This window comes from Thermococcus sp. (genome assembly GCF_027012695.1).
GTDB lineage: Archaea > Methanobacteriota_B > Thermococci > Thermococcales > Thermococcaceae > Thermococcus.
Genome location: NZ_JALUYR010000043.1, coordinates 1 through 20,738 on the forward strand (window position 1 = coordinate 1; position 20,738 = coordinate 20,738).

The window sequence follows — 20,738 nt, forward strand, 5'->3', positions numbered from 1 at the left end:
CCTCTCTCTAATTATTTCCACCTCAGCCCTTGGCTGGACAATGGTCTCAATAGCATTGAGGGAAATGGAAAAGGGAGGGACTTCCGAGTTAGCCAGTATCTTAACGAACCTCTACGTGGACATTCTAATTCCCGCTGGGGTGTTCCTGTACTTTGGGTACTTCCTCGGGAAATCCCTGGGAAAAGGAAACCTTGAGAGTGTCGGAATACCCTCCCTCATTGGCTCATTCGTATTGTTCTTACTACTCACCACTCCACTAGACAGCATTTTAACACCCTGGGAGGTCTCCCCCGAAGGGGTATGTCAGAAGGCACCTTACATGCCTGAGGAATACCTCCTGACAATGGCGTTTATGGCGAGTGTATCCTCGCTTTTTATAGTGGGCTGGGCTTTTGCAACTGCCAGAGACAACAAACCAAAGAGTGAACCTAACTCTAGATGAACTCCATACACTTTTCCCTAATATGTCAATTCTCTCCCCGAGGGCGGGTTCCAAAAAGTTTACCATGATTCCATTGTGGCTCCCAGAGATACGATAATCTCCTGGTCATAGAGAATGAAGAAACCTTAATAAGCGCCCATCGTTTCTACTCCATAGGGGTGAGAGAAGATGGCAAAGAAGAAGGAGTTTAGGCAGGCGGAAGTCAATATCGGAATGGTGGGTCACGTTGATCACGGTAAAACCACACTCACGAAGGCCTTAACCGGGATCTGGACTGATACTCACAGCGAGGAGCTGAGGAGGGGTATCACGATAAAGATAGGTTTTGCCGACGCTGAGATCAGGAAGTGTCCTCACTGCGGCAGGTACTCAACCTCTCCGGTGTGTCCCTACTGCGGCCACGAGACCGAGTTCGAGAGGCGCGTTTCGTTCATAGACGCACCGGGCCACGAGGCCCTCATGACCACCATGCTGGCTGGAGCTTCCCTCATGGATGGAGCCGTTCTCGTCATAGCGGCCAACGAGGGTATAATGCCCCAGACCAGGGAGCACCTCATGGCGCTCCAGATAGTGGGCAACAGGAACATCGTCATAGCCCTCAACAAGATCGAGCTCGTTGACAGGGAGACCGTTATCAAACGCTACCACGAGATAAAGGAGTTTATAAAAGGAACCGTTGCCGAGAACGCTCCCATAATCCCGATCTCGGCCCTACACGGTGCAAACGTGGACGTTCTGCTCGCCGCCATAGAGGAGTTCATCCCAACTCCCGAGCGCGATCTCAACAAGCCGCCCAAGATGCTGGTTTTAAGGAGCTTCGATGTCAACAAGCCCGGAACAAAGCCGGAGAATCTCGTGGGTGGAGTTATCGGTGGTTCGATAATCCAGGGCAAGCTCAGGGTTGGTGACGAGATAGAGATAAGACCCGGCGTTCCCTACGAGGAGCACGGAAGGATAAAATACGAGCCCATAACGACGGAGATAGTTTCCCTCCAGGCCGGTGGACGGTTCGTTGAGGAGGCCTATCCCGGAGGTCTCGTAGGCGTTGGAACCAAACTCGATCCGTTCCTGACCAAGGGCGACCTCATGGCCGGAAACGTCGTCGGAAAACCCGGCCAGCTTCCGCCGGTGTGGGAGGATCTCACGCTCGAGGTGCACCTCCTCGACCGCGTCGTTGGAACCGAAAAAGAACTCAAGGTTGAGCCGATAAAGAGGAAGGAAGTGCTCCTCCTCAACGTCGGAACAGCCAGAACGATGGGTCTCGTTACCGGCCTCGGGAAGGACACCGTTGAGCTGAAGCTCCAGATTCCGATATGCGCGGAAGTCGGCGATCGCGTCGCCATAAGCCGGCAGGTCGGCAGCAGATGGAGACTCATAGGCTACGGCTTCATCAGGGAGTGAACCACCTTTTCTCCATTTTGGGTGGTCGTAATGGGGAAGAAGGAGTGGGTGGTTATCCCCGACACGAACTTTCTCCTCGTGCCCGGACAGTTTGGCGTTGACATAATAGGCGAGCTCAACCGGATTCTCGACGTTAAGTTCAACATACTTATTCCCAACGTGGTTCTCCAGGAACTGGACGTGATCGAAGGGAAATCCCGTGGAAAGGACCTGATGGCGGTAAGGATGGCGAAGAGGCTTGCGGAGAGGTTCGAGAGGGTTGAAATAGGGGAATTCGGAAAAAGGCCGATAGACGACCAGATTTTTGACTTTGCCACGGGAAATGAGCGCGTTATAGTCTGCACCAACGACAGGGAACTGAAGAAGAGATTGAGGGAAAGGGGCGTCCCGGTTGTTTACCTCCGCTCGAAGAAGATCCTCGAGCTTGAGGGTATGCTGGAGTGATCACACCAGGTTTTGGCAGCTTATGGGGTTTTGTTGTGAGTCATAACCCTTAAAACCCCATCTCCTCCACTCCTTCGGGTGAGAGAATGTACATGGAGGAAGGCTTGCTCGATGAGATACGGAGACTAATGGAGGACGAAGAACTTTACGAAATGTATGAGAAGACCTTCCGCCGGTACCATTACTACTTCGAGACCACCAACACGATAGTTCTCAACGTCTATGGCTTTAACGATCACGGGCCGGTTCACGTTCTCCTGACAACGAGAAGGGCCCTGGAGCTTTTAAAAATAATCAAATCCTTCGATATCAAGACCACCGCCGAAACGCTGGGAAAACCCCTCCGCTGGAGCAAGTTCATCGTTGCCTTCGGAGCGCTCTTCCACGACATCGGGAACATGATCCACAGAATAAACCACTACGCCTTCAGCGTCCAGCTGGCCGAACCGATAATCGGAAAGCTGGTAAGTGAGTTCGAAGAACGAGATCCCCTCCTGCTCAAGGCCCTCACCCTCAACGCCATCTACACCCACGACGAGGCGGTTCCGTGCACTACCATCGAGGGCTCTCTCGTAACTATAGCTGACGGATGTGACATGGAAGCCGGGAGGAGCAGGTTGGTCCACGGAAAGGATAGGGTGGACATCCACGCGGTGTCGGCCCTCGCCATAGAACGGGTGGAGATAAAGGCCGGCGACGAGGAGCATCCGATACTCATCGAAATATGGATGAAACATCCCGCGGGGATCTTCCAGGTTGATGAGATTCTGACGAAGAAGGTCAAGAGTTCCCTCCTCAGTGGAAGGGTGAAATTGAGGATTCACACTGGAACGGATGGGGAGGTTATGGAGAAGGTTATTTAACCCCTCACCCTTTCTTCTCCTATGCTGACCGAAGCGTACTTGGACCTCAAGTACCTCCTGAACAGGGGTTACAGGAAAAAGTACGCCCTCGACTTCGTCGCCAACCACTATCGTCTGACCCTTAAGGAGAGACACCTGCTGGCGAGATGTGTTTTTTCCGACTTATGGATGGCGGAAGTCAGGAAGAAACTCCTAAGTCCTGAGGAACTCCGCGAAAAAACGATGGCGATTGACGGTTTCAACGTCCTTATAACCCTCGAATCGCTCGTTGAGGGAAGGGCGATACTCTGTGAAGACGGCCTCGTGAGGGACCTGAAGTATCAGGGGAAGTACAGACTCAGCGGACGAACCGGAGTGCTCCTCCGGGAACTCGGAGAGGACCTGAGGGAACTCGGCCTTGGGGAGGTCGTCTTCATCTACGGAAAGAACGTTCCAAAGAGCGGGGTCGTTGGGAAGCTTACGGAGGAGGCCATAGGTGAGGCCGGCATATCCGGGGAGGTGTGGCTTGTGAAGAACCCTGACTTCGAGCTGAAGGGCTTTGAGACGGTAGCTACCGCGGACGTTGGGGTTATATCGAGAGTTTCCCACGTTTTTGACCTGGCCCGGCACGTGGGGGAGAACCTTGGCGGGAGGCCCATCCCCCTCGAGAACCTCCTCGGGCGGTTCGCTGCAGGCCGGTTTGAAGTGTTGGAAAATCTTTAATATCTTGAACGCATACTATTAAGCGGTTGACCGCTTTCGTTTCTTGCGGTTCGGGAGGAACGCCCATGAGACCGAAGATTCCCCGTTCCACCAGAAAGCGGGGGGCTGTCCCTCCCCTCGGGAGGAGTGAGATGGCGGATGCGGGAAAACAGTGGCTCTACTGTGACGAAAGGATAACACTGATCTCGGACCACCGGGAGAGTTCCCGGTTCTACACTTCCGGTCGAGGCGCTTAAACCAGACTTCGAATCCGCACCTTCCAGCGATTTGGGGCTGGTGGTAGCATGGGAAAGCGGAAAGTGGGAGTTTTGATTGTGGTGCTCCTCCTCTTCGGAGTCGTGGCCAGCGGATGTCTCGGGGGAGGGGGAGGAACGGGTACGCCGGAAACTTCCGAAGACGGATCCGGGGAGGTTGAGACCACCGGAAGCTCTGCCAGAGCATCATGGGAAACCCCCTGGGACGCCTACCACCCGATAAAGCTCGACGGGAAGTCCTACTACGTCACTTACATCAGGTACACCTTCACCGTTAAAACCCCTGACGGGGAGAAAACCTACGATGTCGAGAAGAGGAGGGGATACATAAGGGCGCACATCTACGCCGACGAGAACGGGAGAAAGGACCTTGGGGAGTTCAACCTCTTCGCCTACTACGGGAAGATAACCCCCAAAGAGGATTCTAACGCCACCTTTGAGTACCTGGTTGCCGTGAAGGAGCGGACTGAGGACACCGACCGGTACTTCCTCCAGCCGCTTCCAAACCTCGGAGCGCTGGCGACTGGAACGGGAGTTTTAATCGAGGCAAAGAGCAACACGGGATACTTCTTCTGGAGCAACCCGGCGGCCATCGGCCAGTATTCGGAACTGCCCTACACCGAGGGCGACCTGGGCGAACTCCTGGAGGGACTGGGAGACTACATCGTCCAGGGATGGGTGGCAATGATGGGTTCCGGGGCATGGAGCGGCTTGGAGGGCCACGACCTCATGAAAAAGGACGAATACAGCTTCTCGTTCATGGGGATGGCATACAGCTACAGGATAGAACCCGACGGAAGCGTTACCCTGGACGGGAAGAGGTTCAGGGTGAGCAAGGTGGAGTGGACCTACTCCCTGGGCGGAACTAACATGCAGGGCAAGGCCACCATCTCACCGGCCCTCCCTGTCCCCATCGAGACGGAGGGAACCTTTGTGAGCATGAGTCAGGGTGCCAAGATGTACTCCAGGCTTAAGATAGAGGACATAAAGCTCGAGGAGAAGATCGGGGGAATGAACGTCGCGATAGAAAAGCCCACCTCCAGCGGAACTGAAACGGAAACAGAAACCGAGACGAGCACCGAAACCCAGACGGAGACACCCTCATCAAGCTCCTCCGAGAACTGGAAGCTCGCCTGGGACGCATCGAAGCCGCTGAAGATAAACGGGGGGAGCTACGTGCTTACAGGCATTACATACAACATTACGTATAAGATGGCCGGCCAGGAAGTCCACTACACGATGGAGCGCGGCTACGAGAAAACGGACGACGGTTACAAGGCCTACGCCGTAGTGGAGATGGACGACGGCTCCACCTACAGGTTCGAGGTCTACTTTACCCCGGACAAGCTTGAGGAGTACACGGGCTGGGTTCTGTGGATGCCATCAACCCTCCAGCTAACCGAGAGCAACTCCCCCGAGAAGGTGGTCATAGAAGGGCCTTCGTGCAGCTACACCCTCGACGAGGAGAGCGGGGAGATGAACGGAGACATAAGCTGCGGCGCCGAGATAAGGGAGAGTCCCTTCGATCAGATGTGGGACCTCTTCAACGGCTTCGCGGGCGGGATCTATGGGGACGTTGTCGAGGTCACCTCGCTTAGCGGGAGTGGTGAGGGCTACACGGTGCAGCCCGCGGGAAGCGTGGAGCTCGCCGGCATGGACTTTCCGGTGTACAGGGTGGAGTGGAGCGGGTCCCTCTTGGGAATGTCCGCGAACGGAGAAACGATGGTATCTCCAGAGCTGCCGATTCCGGTGGAGATAACAGCGTCCATAGCCTACCCGGGGCAGGGGCTCTACGTTCACGTTAAGGTAACCGACCTGAAGCTTGAAAGGTCGAGCTAAACTTTAAATCTTCCTCCCCCAATTTTTCTCCATGTTCGGCGAGTACCCCCTCAGGACGCAGTTCATCAGAGTTGGCGACGTCAAGATCCACATCATCGAGGAAACCGAGGACCTCGTTAGGTACCGGAGGGGGGACGTGGGGGTTCTGCTCAAAAAGGCCGCGGGAAGGTTCGAGATTGTTCCCGCTCCGGCCGAGGGCTACGGTGTGAAGCTTCTTCTCGTGGACTTCGAAGACAGGCTTCTGATCCCTCCCAGGGAGACCATGGACATCTATCTGACGGCACCCTGCGAGGCCGAGGCGAGGCTTGGAGGAACGGTCATTGACCGGTTCCAGATCTCAAGGGAGAAGTACGCCCTCTACGGAACGCCCGAGGTGGGGGCGATAGCAAGGTACTGGAGGTCGGGGGTACACACCACCGAACCCGGGGCCAATTGCATCCTGAAGGTGTCCATACTCAACGACTCGAGGGACTGGCGGAAGATGGACCACGTCGTCGTCTACATCAGGGAAAGCGTGATGTTTTACTCAGGAGACAGGGCGTACTACCCTCTGGTTATCGTTGAGTTCAAATCGGATGTTCCCGAGGTTAACAACACCGGGAATCCACCGATGGAGGGGCTGACACCCACCAGGGAACCCCTGCCCCTGCCGAACTTTCTGATGAGGTGGTGAGGGTGAACCGCGGAATCCTCAACGCGACCCTGGTCTCGGGGGAGATGGGAACGGGACCCTTCGAGATAACCCTGCTCTCCCTGATAAAGGCGGGCCTGATAATCGCCCTGGGAATAATCGCGGGAAGGCTGGTCAGGAGGCAGATCATACGGGCCTCCCGGAGCACGAAGTACGTCTGGATCATCAACGAGGAAACCGCGTCTGCCCTCCACAATCTCATAGTGTTTATTTCGATAATCTATTCCCTCGACGCGATAGGGATACTCTCCTACGAGCTCTGGGGGATGTCGCTTAGCAACCTTCTCACGGCGGTGCTCATCTTTTACTTTTCCTACCTCCTAGCGAAGAAGTCCAAGGACTACATGATGGCCAAAACACCACAGAGCAAACTGCCGGAGGTTCAGGTGAAGGCAAAGCTTTTCTACTACACCCTCATAACGATAGCCTTCTTCCTCGCCCTCAACATAGCGGGCATCACGGGTGAGTTGAGCACCCTGCTGGCGGCGGCTGGAATAACGGGTATCGTCCTCGGTTTCGCTTCACAGACGGTTGTTTCAAACTTTGTCTCGGGTGTTTTCATGTATTTTGACAGGCCCCTCAGGATTGGGGACGCAGTGAGACTCCTCCCCACCTCGGGGACCACCATCGAAGGGATCGTCGAGGACATAAGGATACTCTCGACGAGAATAAGGCAGTGGGATGGAACCCTTGTCAGGATTCCAAACGAGAAGCTCTTCAACAGCGAGATCATCAACCTCCAGAGGTATCCCGCGAGGAGAACGACGCTGCAGATCGGGATAGCCTACAGCGCCGACGCTGAGAAGGCTATACGGGTTATAGAGGGAGTTCTCGATGAGGAGCCTTACGTTCTGGCCAAGCCCGAACCCAGGGTATTCGTTGAGAACATGGGGAACAGCGCGGTAAACATAACCATCTGGGCCTGGGTCCCGAGTTCACTCTGGATCGGGGAAAACCTCCTGCGCTCGAAGTACCGCCTCATGAAGAAGATAAAGGAGGCGTTAGAGCGGGAGGGCATAGAGATACCGTTCCCGCAGAGGGTAAACTGGTTCGCCAACGAACTGAGGGTGAAGATAGAGGAACATTAACGTCCTTAATTTTTTGTTAGATTTTATCGAACGTTAAGATGGTAATCTTAAGAAAAACGTAAATATTCCCTTTTCTAACCCCCCTTGGCTGGGGGTGAATCTTGTGGAATTACCGGCAGTCAAACCGCTAGTGGAGAATTATTTGTGCAGAAATAAGGAAGAATTTGGGAACCTCATCCTTAAAACTCTCCAGAAGGGAAAGGGGGCGTTCTTCAAGATCTTCGGTAAAACACAAGGTAACCCCTATTACATTACGGTCCTTTTAGACCATGAGAAGTTATTAGCAGCCGAATCTGAAAACGTAAGTGCTGGAAGTTCCCTTGTTGGGAAGCCAGCGGTAGAGATCCTTAAGGATATTCTCGAGGAGGGCCCTGTTATCGTTGATGCGTTTCCATTGACGGATGTAGAACTGAAGATGTCAATAGTTGAGAACCTTGAGGTATATAACTCCACACCTAAGCTCAAGTTGAGGGAGATATGCCCAAGTATTGGGGGGGTATCTACGGAACCATCAGAGACAGAGAGGGGGAGTAGAACGGCACGACCTATGGTTTCGACTGAAACACTCAGTACAGCAGGGTCTAACCCCAAGGAAACGGCAATTGAAAAAGAGCTTCCGTCTGAGGGACCACGGTTGAAAAAACGGAGGACAGAAGTAACTATAAGAGCTCCAGTGGAGATTGATCCCTACTTCCGTGGTATGGTTAGCCGCCTCAAGGGCATCTTGAGAAACTTTGGGATCCAACCTAACGCCATTGAGATTGAGGCTAAAGAGGTTCGTTACGCGCTGGGGGCTGGCTATGGAATACACGCCATTATAAAAATCACCTCAGAGGAGAAGTTACCCCAAAATGTGAGGGAAGAAGTTGAACGTTTTATCTATAAAGAAGCCGGCGAGATCTCGCAGGAGATAGGAAAGAGGGTAGTCATAAGTCGGATCGAGTTTTATTAAACTTCAACCTTTCTTTCTGTTACTTTTCTTCTCACTCAGCGCGTAGAAAAAGCCTATGGTCCTATGCCTGTGGGGCCAGGCCCTCATCGTTCCAGGGAGAAAACCGGGACTGTAAGGCCCGCTCAGGGGAATGAGCTTAGCGTCAGCGTGCCTCTCAAGGAACCACTTCACGACCTCCTCGTTCTCCTCCGGCAGCATCGAGCAGGTTGAGTAGAGCAGTCTTCCGCCGGGCTTTAAAAGTCTCCAGGCGCTCTCAATTAGCTCCCTCTGAAGGGCAACGACCCTGGCTATGTTCTTCTCCCGGAGACGCCATCTAAGTTCGGGGTTCTTCGCTATCGTCCCGTCGCTCGTGCACGGTGCGTCGAGCATCACCCTGTCGGCCGTTCCCTCGCCGAGTATCTCCGGGGCTTTCCTGCCGTCGGCTTTTATTGTTTCCGCTATCTCGACGCCCGCCCTCCTCAGCACCTCGGTCATCCTCTTTATCCTGGCTTTATCGATGTCGAAGGCGTATATTTTGCCCTCGTTGTTCATAAGCTCGGCCATGTGGGCGGTCTTTCCACCGGGAGCGGCTGCTAAATCAACGACAGTTTCGCCGGGCTTCGGCGATAGGACGAGGGAAGCCAGAGCGGGAGCCTCCTCCTGGGCCATGGCCCAGCCTTTGTTGAGGAGCCATTCGGGGTTGAACGGATCGAGGATTCTGATGACGGTATCAACCCTCTCGCTCCTCTCGAAGCGGACGTTCTTTTTCCTTAAGTATTCCTCAACCTCCTCAACGCTCGCCTTCAGCCGGTTCACCCTTATGCTCGTCGGCAGGGTCTCGTTGAGCGCTTTGAGGAGTTCCTCAGCCTCATCGCCGAGGAGGGCTCTCATCCGCCTTATGAACCACTCCGGGAAGAGGTAGTCCCACTTCAGCCTCTTCTCCTCGGAGTCGATAACGGGCATGTATTCGAGAACCCTAGGAAGGAGGTCGTAGTAGTAATAGCCAACGTAGGGGTGGGTTCGCTTTGACAGAAACTGGGCGAGGCCCTTTAGGTGTTGCCGCGTTTTCTCGCCCGGGTCGCGAAAGACGGCAACCTCAACTGCGACCCTCAGCGTCGCTCTCAGCCAGGGGTCGAGGATGAGCGGAGAGACACCGACGAGCTCCCCAATAATCTCATCGATGAGGCCGAGCCTCCTCTGAATCGAGTAGAAAATCCCGGTAAGCTTGGAGTTCTCCCAGCCTTCGATTCTATACCTCGCAAAGGCCTTTCTTTTAGCGGCCTGACTGGGCTTGACCTCCTCACCGAGCTTGACCGCCTCAACGAGAGCGTAGAGCTGTCTGTCCGATAGTTTGAGCCTTCCCATACTAACACCTCTGGAACCTGTAGATGTCAACGGGTATCCTCTCAAGTCTCTTTCGGTGGAAGTGGAACTGGGCCGGGATCTCAAAGGGGAGGGTTACTCGGTGTGTTATTGAGAACCCATGATCGCGTGTAAAGGACTCTATAAAGCGCCTTACCTCTGGCTTGGCGAGATGAATTGAGTAAATTATATCGCTCACCTCAAAGGCCTTACTCAGAAAGGGCCTGTCGGCGTGCTTAACCTGGCTTCCAAAGGGGGGGTTCATGATGACGGTGTCTGTCTTTTCCGAGAACTCCGAGACGTCGGCGTTGATGAAATCGATGCAGTCGATGTTAAGGGAAGCGGCGTTTTCACGAGCTGTTTCGAGGGCTTTTCCGTCTATTTCAACCGCGTAAACTCTCTCCGCTCCAAGGAGGCAGACCCCTACCGAGAGAACCCCCGTCCCGGCGCCGAGGTCGGCTATGATTTTTCCCTCGACGTCGCCCAAAGAATGGGCCAGCCAAAGGAGCTCCGCCGCAACGTTCCCCGGCGTCCTGTACTGTTCGAGTTCGGGCCTTGGCTCAGGAAAGCCCTTCAACTGAGAAAGGAGCATCGCCAGGTGCTTCTTTTTCACATCAACCACCGTGGAGTGCTATTCCAAGCGGCTCGTCCGTCTTCCGCTCAACTCCAAGTATCTCGTCGAACTCGTAGTCCTCGCGAAGGCCCAGCAGTATCTCGACCTCCTGCGGTGTGAGAACCGGCTTCCTCCAGTTTTCGTGGTCGTCTATTGGCACGCGGGGACAGGCAACGACGACGTAGGCATCGAAATCGAAGCCTTCCAAAGCGGGATAGCTTATGTGATTCATTGCCATCAGTTTGGCATACCTCCCGTGCTCCTTGAGGAGCTCAACGATTCTCTTTGCCTCGGCAAGCCTTAGCTGGCCCTTCTTGGTGCTTGTGATGACCCCAAAGCGCTCGGCATCCATCGCCTTCGCTATCTGCGCCCAGCGCTTCCTGATGAGTCTCTCCGCTTCTCTCTCCATCCAGAAGGCGTCGCCCGAGTAGGGGTTGACAGCCAAGGTGGGCTTCTTCACGGCCATCGCAACTCCTATCGGGTGGAAGTAGCCCGCTCCGATGAAGAGAACCCCGTCGGCATCGGTTTTTGCAGCCGAGAAGTTGCATCCCAAAACCTGTCCCGGCCAGGAAACGCGGGAGTCGCCTTTTCCAATGAGAACCTCGAAGCCCTTCCCTTCCAGAAAAGCCTTCGCCCCCTCGAGCTGGTGGATGTGCTGGGCCGTCGTGACGAGGGCAATTCTTCTTCCCAGTTTCTTGATTTCGTTGATGTTCCCCTCGAGGGCCGGAACCACATCAACTTTTGCAAAGGCCGGCACGAATATCGTCGGAACCTCGAGGTGGAGTGTCATGTAGCTGTGGCCGAGGTGGATGAGAGCGTCGCAGCCGAGCCTCCTGGCCTCGGTGTCGGCTGGATCGCAGGCACCGTAGTTGATGTCGCCGCTTATTATCGCCTCTATCCCATTCTCTTCAAGGAAATCCGCCAGCGCCTGGGCCTCACCTTTGAGTCCCTCCGGTGTCTGGATGAGAACCCTCTCAGCGTTAAGATCGCGGAGCTTTTTTAGTATCTCCTCCATGGAAACCTCGTGCATCTCACCACCGCCGGAAGTTGGTGCAACCCTTTAAATCCCCATCGCCGGAAGGTATTTATACTTCCTTTTCCAATACATCGAAGTCCGAGGTATGGGGGTGTGAGGATGATAGTCGTGACGACCGAGAGAATCCCCGGATACCGCGTCGTCGAGGTCAGGGGGATAGCGAGGGGTGGGGTTGTCATGGCAACCCACCTGGGGAGGGACATTATAGCGGCCTTCCGGAACCTGGTCGGAGGGGAGGTTAAGGAATACACCGAGATGATGGCCGAGGCCAGGGAAATTGCCCTTCAGAGGATGGTGCAGAACGCGGAGGAGCTGGGCGCCAACGCGGTTATTGGAATGCGCTTCATGACCTCCAACGTCGGCCAGAGGATGGCCGAGGTTTATGCCTTTGGAACCGCCGTCATAATAGAACCGGAGTGATCCCGATGAGGCGCCTTCCCGTGTTTCTTTTCCTTCTCCTTCTCTCTGGTTTCACCCTCTCCCTCACCCCGCAGGATGCCATGATGGAGGCCCTCAAAACGGGAAACTATTCCGTGGTCGAGCCCTATCTCGGCGACGGGATGAGGGGAGTTTTCACCGAGAGGGTTTTCAGCGCGGTTAGAGGCGAGCTGGTGGATAAATTCGGGCAGATAAGGGGCTACACCCTGGAAAAGGTGGTGAATAAGAACAACTACAGGGTTTACTACTACCGGGTTACAGCGGAGAGGGGTTCGTACAGGGTGAGTGTCACCGTTAGAAACGGCAGGGTGGAGGGTTTCCACCTCGTCCCGGATTTCAATCCGGCCGGGGCAATATATCCCCTCACCGGAGGACTCCTCGGTCTGCTGCTCCTCTGGGCATACCTGAGAAAGTTTCACGCGGGTGAGCTGGTTCTCGGCACGGTCCTGCTGATCCCCGTTCTCCTGGTCCAACCGCCCCTGCAGGCGCTCCCTGGATACCTCGGCTTGAGCGACCCTGTCTATGTCACCCTCTGGAGCGGTCTGGTGGCCTCCCTGATCCAGGAGCCCCTCAAGTACTACTTTGCCCGGGACAAAACGCTCGGGAGGGCGACCTACGTGGGGGCGGGCTTCGGAATCGGTGAGGCCCTTTACGTCTCAACGCTCTCGGCCATCTTCGGTGGTTCGATGCTTGCGCTGGTCGAGAGGGCACTGGCCCTGATGTTCCACGCATCGACAACTTTGCTCTTCGCCCACTCCCATCGCAGCGGGGCGGGAAGGCGGGCCCTGCTAATCGCGATTCTCCTTCACTGGTTGCTTGACTGGATGGCTTCTTACTGGCACTTCACCCGCTCGGAACTCCTCCTCTGGGGGAGCTACCTGACGATGCTCGGGTTTTCCCTGGCCATCTTCTGGAAGCTGCTCCCTCTGGCGAGAACCGAGAACGAGGAACCGGCGGTTAGGTGGTAGTAGGAAGCCGACGGAGAGGATTGGGGTGCCGGGGAAGGGAAAGGAGAAGATCCTCAGGAAGCTCAGGAGGGATCTTAGATCCGGCCTCTACTCCTACCTTGTCCTCTCCATTCTTGAGAGGGAGGGCGAGCTCCACGGCTACGCGATAAGAAAAAAACTCGAGGAACTCAGTGGAGGGGCACTCGTTCCGAGCGAGGGGGCGCTGTACGACATTCTAAAGAGCCTGAGGAAGTATTCACTCGTCGAAGACCTCTGGGTCGAGGTCGGGGGGAGGCCGAGGAAGTACTACCACCTCACCGGGCTCGGGAGGGAGATCCTGGGGGAACTGCGAAGGGAGGTTAATGAAATAATCCACGTGCTGGAGGAACTGGGGTGATCCTCGTGGATACGCTTGAGGTTTTCATATCCATTACCCTGCTTTTCGCGGGCCTTCTAACGCTTGCCTTCAGGAACAGGCGGCAGCACTTCATAGGCTTTCGAATCGGATACACCTATATGTCCCGGGAGGCATGGAGGCGGGCCAACGCCCTTGTGGGTCTGTTTACTGTGGCTTTCTCGCTCCTGCTTCTCCTTCTGGCCATTCAGGGCATCGAACTCAATGCCTTTGCCCTCGTTACGGTTGTCGGGATATTCTTCATCCTCTTGATGGGGACCATCGTGGCCAGGAGAACCTACGAGCTCGAGGACCTCTCGACCGAAGCTGACACCGGGGGCGAGCCCATCGAGGTGGACGTCAGACCATACCTTGCCCTCCAGGTGGTGGCACTGGCCCTTTATCTGGTTCTCGTGATCATGCTCTGGGATGATCTTCCCGAGAGGGTGGCGATCCACTTTGACCCCTCGGGAAAACCGGACGGCTTCGCCTCCAAAGCCGTGGGTGCACTGTTCTTCCCACTAATCCTTCAGGGTTTCTTCATCGGAATGACATTCCTCCTCCGCGAGCCGGGGTTTGCACCGCTGATGAGGTTCAGCAGGGCGGGATGGAGATGGACTGCGAAATTTTTCACTTTGATGGCGATGGGGATGGCGGCCGTTGAGGCGTTTGTGCTTCTCTACAACGCGGGTATGGTCTCGGGGAGGCTGGTGGTCGGCTCCGCCCTGGTTTTTCTGGGCCTCGTCTTCCTCGGACTGGCGATGGGAAGAAGGGGAAAAATCTGAACCCGTCCGAACTTTGTGCGTTTTCCTCTTCCTCCTGAGAACCCCACTAAAGAACGTAGTACCTGGGCCTCCTGTCTTTGAAGATGTCGTTGCGCTCGTTTATCCTCTTGTCCCGGGCGAGGGATAGGTCAACCTCAACGACGGCGACTTCCTCTCTATCCTCACTTCCCATAGCCAAAACCTCGGCCGTCGGCGAGGCTATCGTGCTCTTCCCTATGAACTTCAGTCCCCTCTCTTCCCCGATTCTGTTGGCGGTTACTGTGTAAACGCGGTTCTCCAGGGCCCTTATTGGCATCGCCCTGGGGGCGTAGGGCATTACCAGATTGCTGGGATGGGCTATCACCTCGGCACCCTTCAGAGCTAAAGTTCTGGCGCTCTCCGGGAAGAACCAGTCGAAGCATATCATGACCCCGACCTTCGCGATGCCTATGTTAAAGACGTGGAAGCCGAGATTACCTGGCTTGAAGAAGAGTTTCTCCCTGTCGAACAGGTGAATTTTTCGGTACTTCCCGATGTAGCCCCATCCTATGGGGCCCACAATCACCGCGGAGTTGTAGAGGTTTCCCCTCTCGTCCTTCTCGGCCGTCCCTGCGACTATGAACACCCCTTCACCCCTGGCGAGCTCGACAAGGAACTCCGTCGTGGGTCCATCGGGTATCTCTCCGGCCACCTCTTCCACTTCACTTCTGCTCTGGAAGTTGTAGCCAGTATCGAAGAGCTCGGGCAGGACCACCAGCTCTGCCCCCTCTCCCCTCGCTTTCTTTACGAGCCTCTCCACTCTCGAGTAGTTCCTGTCGGGCTCCAGAAAAGCCGGTTCCATCTGGACGTAGGCCACCCGCATGATACCACCGTTACTCTTTGGTAATTGTCCAGATAAAGTTAGCGGATGAAAAATATCCGGCCTGAACATGAATTTCGTTGGAAGAGCTCCCATAAACCGGCCATCCCTTTCATGCTATTGGTGGAAGAACGCAGTCGGTTGTTTACCCCCTGTGAATGCTTTAGATACCTGAAATACCTGCGAAAGATCTGGAAGAAACCCGAAGTCAAACATCCATCTGCAGGGTCCCTCAGCCAGTTTGCCGGCTTTGGCGGGATCTTCAACCCCGGGGAGTGAGAAGACCCTCCTGGGAAAAGCTTAAAAAGGGCCCGTTCGAGCTGGAGGTGAAACTCAGGGGTGATGCTCATGAAGAGGCGTCCAAGAAAGTGGAAGAAGAAGGGAAGGATGAGGTGGAAGTGGATAAAGAAGAGGATCAGGCGCTTGAAGAGACAGCGCAGGAAGGAGCGCGGGCTCATCTGAGGCCCCTCCTTTCACCTTTCTTCCGGTGGTTTCATGGACTTTTTTGACGAGTTCGAGAGACTCTCCCTTGAGGTGAAAACTCCACGCGGAAGAACCCTTCTGATAGCGGATCCCCACATCGGTTTCGAGCTGTCGAGGGGGCTGAGACTGAGGACCCGCTTCGAGGAGAGACTGGCGGAGTTCATAATCGGGAAAGATCCCGATCTTCTCGTCATCCTTGGCGACGTGAAGGAGCCGATAGGGCTTAGCTTCACCGTAAAAAGACTCCTCACGGGCTTCTTCTCGGACCTCCGTGGAATCCCGACGGTGATAACCAGGGGCAATCACGACGGAAGAATAGGGGAGGTCGCGGGAGAGTTTACCAACGTCGAGATCGTTAACCACCTCCTTTTGGACGGGATTCTCTTCCTCCATGGACATACCAACCTTCCGGAAGTGGATTTCGATGAGGCCTACCTCGGCCATATCCACCCGGCCCATCACATCGGTGAGGGGGTTCTCAGGAAAACCAAGGTGTTTGCCAGGGTCGGGAGGTTCCTCATCCTTCCCACGGTGAACCCGTTCATAGAGGGCTTTGAGGTGAGGCGGGGTATTGGCCTGGTTCCTTTCCTCAGGAATGCGGCCTCCGTGGAGATCTTCCTGCCGGAGGGCATCCACCTGGGGAGACTGTCCCTGGACGGCCACTTCCCAGATCTGGGCAAAGATTTATAACCCCCTGCAAATAAACTTTCATAGGTGCGAACCAATCGGTATCGGGTGGGGATCATGAGCGATGTCTACGAGAGACTGGAGGTGCTTCTCCGTTCCCTCGGCGTGAAGAGAACGGAGCTGAAGATATATATGCTCCTGCTAGAGAAGAAGAGGCCTATGAGGATAACCGAGATCGGAAGGGAGCTGGGCATAAGCGAGCGCTCCGTGAGGGAGCACGTTCTCAGCCTCTACCGCAGGGGAATTCTCAGGCGGACCCTGGTTGAACAGGGGTGGCTCGGCTACACCTACACCGCCGTCTCCCCCGGCGAGGTTCTGGAAAACCTCAAGCAGAACCTCATAAAAAGGATAAACGAGCTGGAGAAGGAGCTCAAGGCCTCAAACCCCACGAACTAGAGGAATTCCACGACTCCCGCCTCTCCGAGCAGGGCCACCAGACTTTCGAGCCTCTCATCATCAACCTCCCCGTATTCCTCGCGGAGTGATCTTAGTGCCCTTCCCTTCGGCAGGATCTCGCCAAGCATCAACAGCTCGTGGAGGTGGACCCGGGTCATCCCCCTCCCCATCAGCTTTGCGAACTCTTCTCCGAGTTTTTCGTTCCTCTCACGCAGAAACCTCTCCGACAGGATCCCACGGATCTTCCAGACGAGCCAGGGCTTTTCCTTGAACCGGTGTCCGAGCTCAATTCCCAGGAAGCGCGAGTCCCTCGCGAGGCCCCTCATCACCAGCCTCTCGGCCTCTTCCGTCTTTCTCTTCATTGAGAGCTCACCCAGGTACTTCATCGCGTAGCCCCTGGCGAAGCGCTGGAGCTCTTCCTTCTCCGCTTTCGCGAGAGCAATAGCTGTAGCGAGGACCGCTTTTCCAATGACCTCTATGCTTTCCCTGCTCAACTTCTCGATGGTGTCCTCGCTCGAGTGGTAGAAGCGGTCCGGCCAAGTTATCGGCATCGTTGCCGGAACTCCGAAGAAATTGAAGACGTCATGGTCGCTGCCCATCTCGTAGGGAAAGCTCCTGAGCCTGAGCCTCGGAAGCGGACTGCCTGAGAAGCTCTCCCCTCCCTCGTTCGCCAGTTCGAGGAAATACTCAAGAAGACCAGAGACGATAGAGAACCTCGAGAGTGGCGTTCTCACGAGCATAACAGTTGAGCCGGCCCTGTCGGGGCTTCCGGCAACCATATCGAGGTTTATCACAGTGTAGTACTTTTCCAGCTCCGCGTACCTCTCGATGAAAGCCTGCGTCCCGTAGTATTCAGGAATCCAGAGGAAGGCGAAGCCGAAGCGGAAGGAGTTATCGTAGATGCGATTCAGTATTCTGGCGAGCTCCATCAGCATCGCGCTCCCGGAGGCGTTGTCGTTGGCCCCGGGTTTTGGATGACAGATGTGAGCGGTGAAGAGGATGAAAGGTGCCTTCCCCACCTCGGCGTACAGAATCGGGAGAACCTGGTGCTCCTTTATCAGGGTCTCGACCTCCATTCTTGCCTTCACCTTCTCCCCGGAGTTCAGCCTTCCGATTATCCTCTTCGCGAGGTTCTCCGGAACAGCCACCGCCGGAATCCGGGCCCACTCGAGGTCCTCCCGCGTCAGGAACAGCCCTATGTATGGTACCGCGTTCCCGGTTCCTTCCCTGTAGGCTATGAATCCCACCGCACCCCTCTCGTTCGCCCTCCTGTAGGCATCCCGCCAGTCCCTTCCGACGAGGACTACTTTCCCCTCGACGTTCTCCCAGTCGTCCTCTCTAGCTACGTGCGCTATCTCCCCCTCTGTCTCTCCTCCCGGCGAGTGGGCCATTACCACGAGGGGACTCAAGGATGTAGTGAGCCGCTCTCCGAGAACTTCAACCTCCCCGCGCACCAGATCCCACGCTATAGGAGTTTTCAGGGTGAGATAACTCGTCCTTCCGTCGTAGGTCTCCTCGTAAAGCTTCGGATCCAGACCGTAGCGTTTGAGTTCGTTCTCGAGAATGCGGACGGCTTTAACGAGTTCCTCCGAACCCTGTATCCTGTGGAACCGGCTTATCCTCGCTATTCCGTGCAGAACCCCTTCCGGGTCAAAAACTCCAGCCTCTTTGAGAAAGCGCCTCATTGTTTCACCGGGGAAAATTGGGGGAGGAGTATTTAAGCCAACCGCTACCCCCATGTAACGTGCCTGTTGACGAGGAAGCGGACGATGAAAGAGACCACTATGCCAATGAGGTTGGCGATGAGATAGTGGATTCCCAGGTAGACCAGCCCCGCGTAGACGATCCACTGGACGAGCGCTCCACTGAGGGCCGCGGCGTGGAACGTTAGGAGACGCTTCCAGAGGGGATTCCTGCGAAGGTCTTTAAACGTCCAGAGGTCGTTCCACAGGAAGTTGTTGAGTATCGCCAGCTCCGTTGCCGGGATGTTGGCGAGTATCCTGTTCCAGCCCAGGAGGTTGACGAAGGCCCAGAGGAAGCCCTCGTTGACGAGGACTCCGGAGAGGCCAACTAAGGTGAACTTGATTAGTCTGTCCAGCTCGCCTTCCCAGCGCATGAGCCTGTAAACGTGCTTGAGGTACTTTATCATCGTCTTGCCGGTCAGCTTGCTCTCGCCGGCCTTCCTCAGACCGAATGTGAAGGGCACCTCGACGACTTTATTATAGCGCCCCTTGATGAGTATCTCCATGAGTATCTTGAAGCCTATTGGGTTAAGCTCGATTCCCTCAACGACCTCCCGTCTCAGGGCGAAGAATCCGCTGACCGGATCCTTAACGTCCCTGATCTTCGGCAGGGCGAGGCGGCCGAGCATTATAGCCCCCCTGGAGATGAGTTTTCTGTACCAGTACCAGTTCTTGACGGCTCCACCGGGAACGTAGCGACTTGCTATCGCGATATCGGCTCCCTCTTCGATTGCCTTCACAAGCTCCGGTATTTTCTCCGGCGGATGCTGTAAGTCGGCGTCCATCACAACGAACACATCACCCGATGCCTCTTTAAATCCCCTTATGACCGCGGAGGAGAGGCCCTTCTCATCCGTTCGCCTGATGACCCTCAGGGGGTATTTTTCGGAGAGCTTCTGGGCGAACTCCCACGTCCTGTCTGGGGAATCGTCATCAACAACGATTATCTCATAATCGTAATCCCTCATGGCACGGCTTATTCTCTCCAACAGCTCCTCAAGGTTGTCCCTCTCGTTGTACGTTGGCACTATCACCGAGACCTTCAAGATTCTCCCTCCCGCGAGGGTAATCCGTAAACTTTATAAGTCCTGCGAATTCCCTTAAGCCGGGAGTGGGGCCGTGGGGTAGCTTGGCCTATCCTTCCGGCTTCGGGAGCCGGGGACCCGAGTTCAAATCTCGGCGGCCCCACCATTCAGCCACTTCTAACGAAAGCACCGATGGAATATCATTGACCGTTTTTAAAGACTTGTTAGCGTTGGTGCGTGCTTTTTATGCGTTTACTTTCAGTGGATTTAACCCTCAAACTGGCTTTGGGACTGGAATGGCGCCCGAAGGTCTTTGTACTCACAGTGAAACACTGCAGAACCAGCAAGTGGAAGGGCAAACCCCTTTAAAACTGAGAATCTCCAAAAAAGATCATGCAAATCTTGATCAAACTTCGCGCAGGCGAACAAGCTTTGGGAAAGCTTGACCAAAAATGACCCTTGCCACTTAAAATGGACACATATTAGTTGTGCACTAACTAAAGGCAACTTTAAGAGGGGGTTTAATCCCGAAAATAATCCTCTACTGATAGTTTCAACTCCAATCAGCGCCCTTCGGACGTTTCTCTAGAGTGAAACACTCACCAAAAGGGCAAGAGTGAGTAAAAAACCCTTTGAAAAGTTTGAACATTATAGAAGAGGCACTTACTTTTACTTTTCCGCCAGCGCTTGCGTTACAAGGGCTGATGGCGGGCCGGGCGGGATTCGAACCCGCGGCCACGGGGTTAAAAGCCCCGCGCTCTAACCAGGCTGAGCTACCGGCCCATGCCCGATGGGATAACGGTTTGGTGGTCTTATAAGCTTTGCCCCGGAGACTCTGCGGGGATTCTCCTGTTGCGAAAATTACTTAAACATTTTTTGGGTAGCCTAATCAGGTGAGGCCTTTGGAGATAAGCAAGAGGGAAGAGGAGTACCTGGAGGCGATGTACATCCTGCACAAGAACAAGGGCGTCATCCGCGTTAAGGACATCGCTAAAATGATGAAGGTGAAGCCCCCGAGCGTTGTGGATGCCCTCAAGAAGCTCGCCGAGAAGGGACTCGTTGAGTATGAGAAGTACGACAGGATTCTCCTGACGGAGGAAGGGAAGCGGATTGCAGAGGAGACTTACTCAAAGCACCTTCTTCTCACGAGGTTCTTCACCGACATCCTCGGTATACCGCCGGAGATAGCGGAGCATGATGCCTGTCAGTTCGAGCACTACGTTAGTAAGATAACGGTTGAGCGGATAAGGGAGTTCGCACAGTTCATACAGGAGGAGTGCCCCTACGTCCTCAAGCAGTTTCTTAAGGGAAAGCTTGAGGAGAAGGGGAAGGAGTGA

General features: G+C 55.1%; 22 protein-coding genes and 2 tRNA genes. 17 read left to right on the plus strand and 7 right to left on the minus strand.

Translation table 11 applies throughout. The features are described 5' to 3' along the window. From MV985_RS02475 to MV985_RS02515, 9 genes are all read left to right on the plus strand, one after another. Window positions 1–442: hypothetical protein (locus MV985_RS02475; protein ID WP_297460483.1), on the plus strand; the 442-nt coding region annotated here is incomplete at its 5' end. A gap of 168 nt (window positions 443–610) precedes the next feature. Further along, window positions 611–1,843, plus strand: a complete 1,233-nt coding sequence (gene eif2g / locus MV985_RS02480) for a translation initiation factor IF-2 subunit gamma (protein WP_297460491.1) — start codon at window positions 611–613, stop codon at window positions 1,841–1,843. Window positions 1,844–1,873: 30 nt separating this feature from the next. Beyond that, window positions 1,874–2,287 (plus strand): PIN domain-containing protein, encoded by a 414-nt coding sequence (locus MV985_RS02485; RefSeq protein ID WP_297460499.1) that lies wholly within the window; start codon window positions 1,874–1,876, stop codon window positions 2,285–2,287. An 86-nt stretch (window positions 2,288–2,373) separates the two neighbouring features. After that, window positions 2,374–3,150 carry an HD domain-containing protein gene (locus tag MV985_RS02490; protein ID WP_297460506.1) on the plus strand — a complete coding sequence of 259 codons (777 nt, stop codon included), beginning with the start codon at window positions 2,374–2,376 and terminating at the stop codon, window positions 3,148–3,150. Window positions 3,151–3,171: 21 nt separating this feature from the next. Then, window positions 3,172–3,852, plus strand: a complete 681-nt coding sequence (locus MV985_RS02495) for a DUF434 domain-containing protein (protein WP_297460513.1) — start codon at window positions 3,172–3,174, stop codon at window positions 3,850–3,852. Between the two features lie 284 nt (window positions 3,853–4,136). Next, complete coding sequence (locus MV985_RS02500) at window positions 4,137–5,945, plus strand: hypothetical protein (RefSeq protein WP_297460520.1); 1,809 nt, start codon at window positions 4,137–4,139, stop codon at window positions 5,943–5,945. Window positions 5,946–5,976: 31 nt separating this feature from the next. Further along, complete coding sequence (locus MV985_RS02505; protein ID WP_297460528.1) at window positions 5,977–6,618, plus strand: DUF432 domain-containing protein; 642 nt, start codon at window positions 5,977–5,979, stop codon at window positions 6,616–6,618. A 44-nt stretch (window positions 6,619–6,662) separates the two neighbouring features. After that, window positions 6,663–7,724, plus strand: coding sequence for a mechanosensitive ion channel family protein (locus MV985_RS02510; protein ID WP_297460836.1), 1,062 nt, complete (start codon window positions 6,663–6,665; stop codon window positions 7,722–7,724). 103 nt (window positions 7,725–7,827) lie between these two features. Further along, a complete protein-coding gene (locus MV985_RS02515) occupies window positions 7,828–8,676 on the plus strand; it encodes a hypothetical protein (RefSeq protein ID WP_297460534.1) in 849 nt (282 codons plus the stop codon). Between the two features lie 3 nt (window positions 8,677–8,679). On the opposite strand, the gene MV985_RS02520 is transcribed toward MV985_RS02515, so the two are convergent. The 3 genes from MV985_RS02520 to dph2 are packed head-to-tail and all read right to left on the minus strand — an operon-like array spanning window position 8,680 to window position 11,660. Next, a complete protein-coding gene (locus tag MV985_RS02520; RefSeq protein ID WP_297460554.1) occupies window positions 8,680–10,020 on the minus strand; it encodes an RsmB/NOP family class I SAM-dependent RNA methyltransferase in 1,341 nt (446 codons plus the stop codon). 1 nt (window position 10,021) lies between these two features. Continuing rightward, complete coding sequence (locus tag MV985_RS02525) at window positions 10,022–10,630, minus strand: METTL5 family protein (RefSeq protein WP_297460564.1); 609 nt, start codon at window positions 10,628–10,630, stop codon at window positions 10,022–10,024. Between the two features lies 1 nt (window position 10,631). Then, window positions 10,632–11,660, minus strand: a complete 1,029-nt coding sequence (gene dph2 / locus MV985_RS02530) for a diphthamide biosynthesis enzyme Dph2 (RefSeq protein WP_297460581.1) — start codon at window positions 11,658–11,660, stop codon at window positions 10,632–10,634. Between the two features lie 105 nt (window positions 11,661–11,765). On the opposite strand from dph2, the gene MV985_RS02535 reads away from it, so the two are divergent. From MV985_RS02535 to MV985_RS02550, 4 genes are read left to right on the plus strand one after another with little or no spacing between them, the layout of a single operon-like run. Continuing rightward, complete coding sequence (locus tag MV985_RS02535) at window positions 11,766–12,086, plus strand: heavy metal-binding domain-containing protein (protein WP_297460590.1); 321 nt, start codon at window positions 11,766–11,768, stop codon at window positions 12,084–12,086. Between the two features lie 5 nt (window positions 12,087–12,091). Then, on the plus strand, window positions 12,092–13,072 hold the full coding sequence (locus MV985_RS02540; RefSeq protein WP_297460598.1) for a hypothetical protein: 981 nt from the start codon (window positions 12,092–12,094) through the stop codon (window positions 13,070–13,072). 25 nt (window positions 13,073–13,097) lie between these two features. Further along, window positions 13,098–13,448: a PadR family transcriptional regulator gene (locus tag MV985_RS02545; protein ID WP_297460603.1), complete on the plus strand. Its 351-nt coding sequence runs from the start codon at window positions 13,098–13,100 to the stop codon at window positions 13,446–13,448. Between the two features lie 5 nt (window positions 13,449–13,453). Next, window positions 13,454–14,230 (plus strand): DUF1648 domain-containing protein, encoded by a 777-nt coding sequence (locus tag MV985_RS02550; RefSeq protein ID WP_297460616.1) that lies wholly within the window; start codon window positions 13,454–13,456, stop codon window positions 14,228–14,230. Between the two features lie 46 nt (window positions 14,231–14,276). On the opposite strand, the gene MV985_RS02555 is transcribed toward MV985_RS02550, so the two are convergent. Then, on the minus strand, window positions 14,277–15,071 hold the full coding sequence (locus MV985_RS02555) for a nitrilase (protein WP_297460640.1): 795 nt from the start codon (window positions 15,069–15,071) through the stop codon (window positions 14,277–14,279). A 492-nt stretch (window positions 15,072–15,563) separates the two neighbouring features. On the opposite strand from MV985_RS02555, the gene MV985_RS02560 reads away from it, so the two are divergent. Both MV985_RS02560 and MV985_RS02565 read left to right on the plus strand, forming a co-directional pair. After that, window positions 15,564–16,241: a metallophosphoesterase gene (locus tag MV985_RS02560; protein WP_297460655.1), complete on the plus strand. Its 678-nt coding sequence runs from the start codon at window positions 15,564–15,566 to the stop codon at window positions 16,239–16,241. A 54-nt stretch (window positions 16,242–16,295) separates the two neighbouring features. Then, window positions 16,296–16,634, plus strand: a complete 339-nt coding sequence (locus MV985_RS02565) for a transcriptional regulator (protein WP_297460848.1) — start codon at window positions 16,296–16,298, stop codon at window positions 16,632–16,634. Here the strand turns inward: MV985_RS02565 and MV985_RS02570 are convergent. Both MV985_RS02570 and MV985_RS02575 read right to left on the minus strand, forming a co-directional pair. Beyond that, window positions 16,631–18,319: a DUF4910 domain-containing protein gene (locus MV985_RS02570; RefSeq protein WP_297460672.1), complete on the minus strand. Its 1,689-nt coding sequence runs from the start codon at window positions 18,317–18,319 to the stop codon at window positions 16,631–16,633. The two genes, MV985_RS02565 and MV985_RS02570, sit on opposite strands and share 4 nt — an antisense overlap. 44 nt (window positions 18,320–18,363) lie before the next feature. Continuing rightward, window positions 18,364–19,422 (minus strand): glycosyltransferase, encoded by a 1,059-nt coding sequence (locus MV985_RS02575; RefSeq protein WP_297460684.1) that lies wholly within the window; start codon window positions 19,420–19,422, stop codon window positions 18,364–18,366. 67 nt (window positions 19,423–19,489) lie between these two features. Between MV985_RS02575 and MV985_RS02580 the strand changes: the two genes are divergently transcribed. Further along, a tRNA-Pro gene (locus tag MV985_RS02580) sits at window positions 19,490–19,567 on the plus strand. A 539-nt stretch (window positions 19,568–20,106) separates the two neighbouring features. Here MV985_RS02580 and MV985_RS02585 read toward each other — a convergent pair. Continuing rightward, a tRNA-Lys gene (locus MV985_RS02585) sits at window positions 20,107–20,184 on the minus strand. Between the two features lie 119 nt (window positions 20,185–20,303). Between MV985_RS02585 and MV985_RS02590 the strand changes: the two genes are divergently transcribed. Continuing rightward, window positions 20,304–20,738, plus strand: coding sequence for a metal-dependent transcriptional regulator (locus tag MV985_RS02590; RefSeq protein WP_297460863.1), 435 nt, complete (start codon window positions 20,304–20,306; stop codon window positions 20,736–20,738).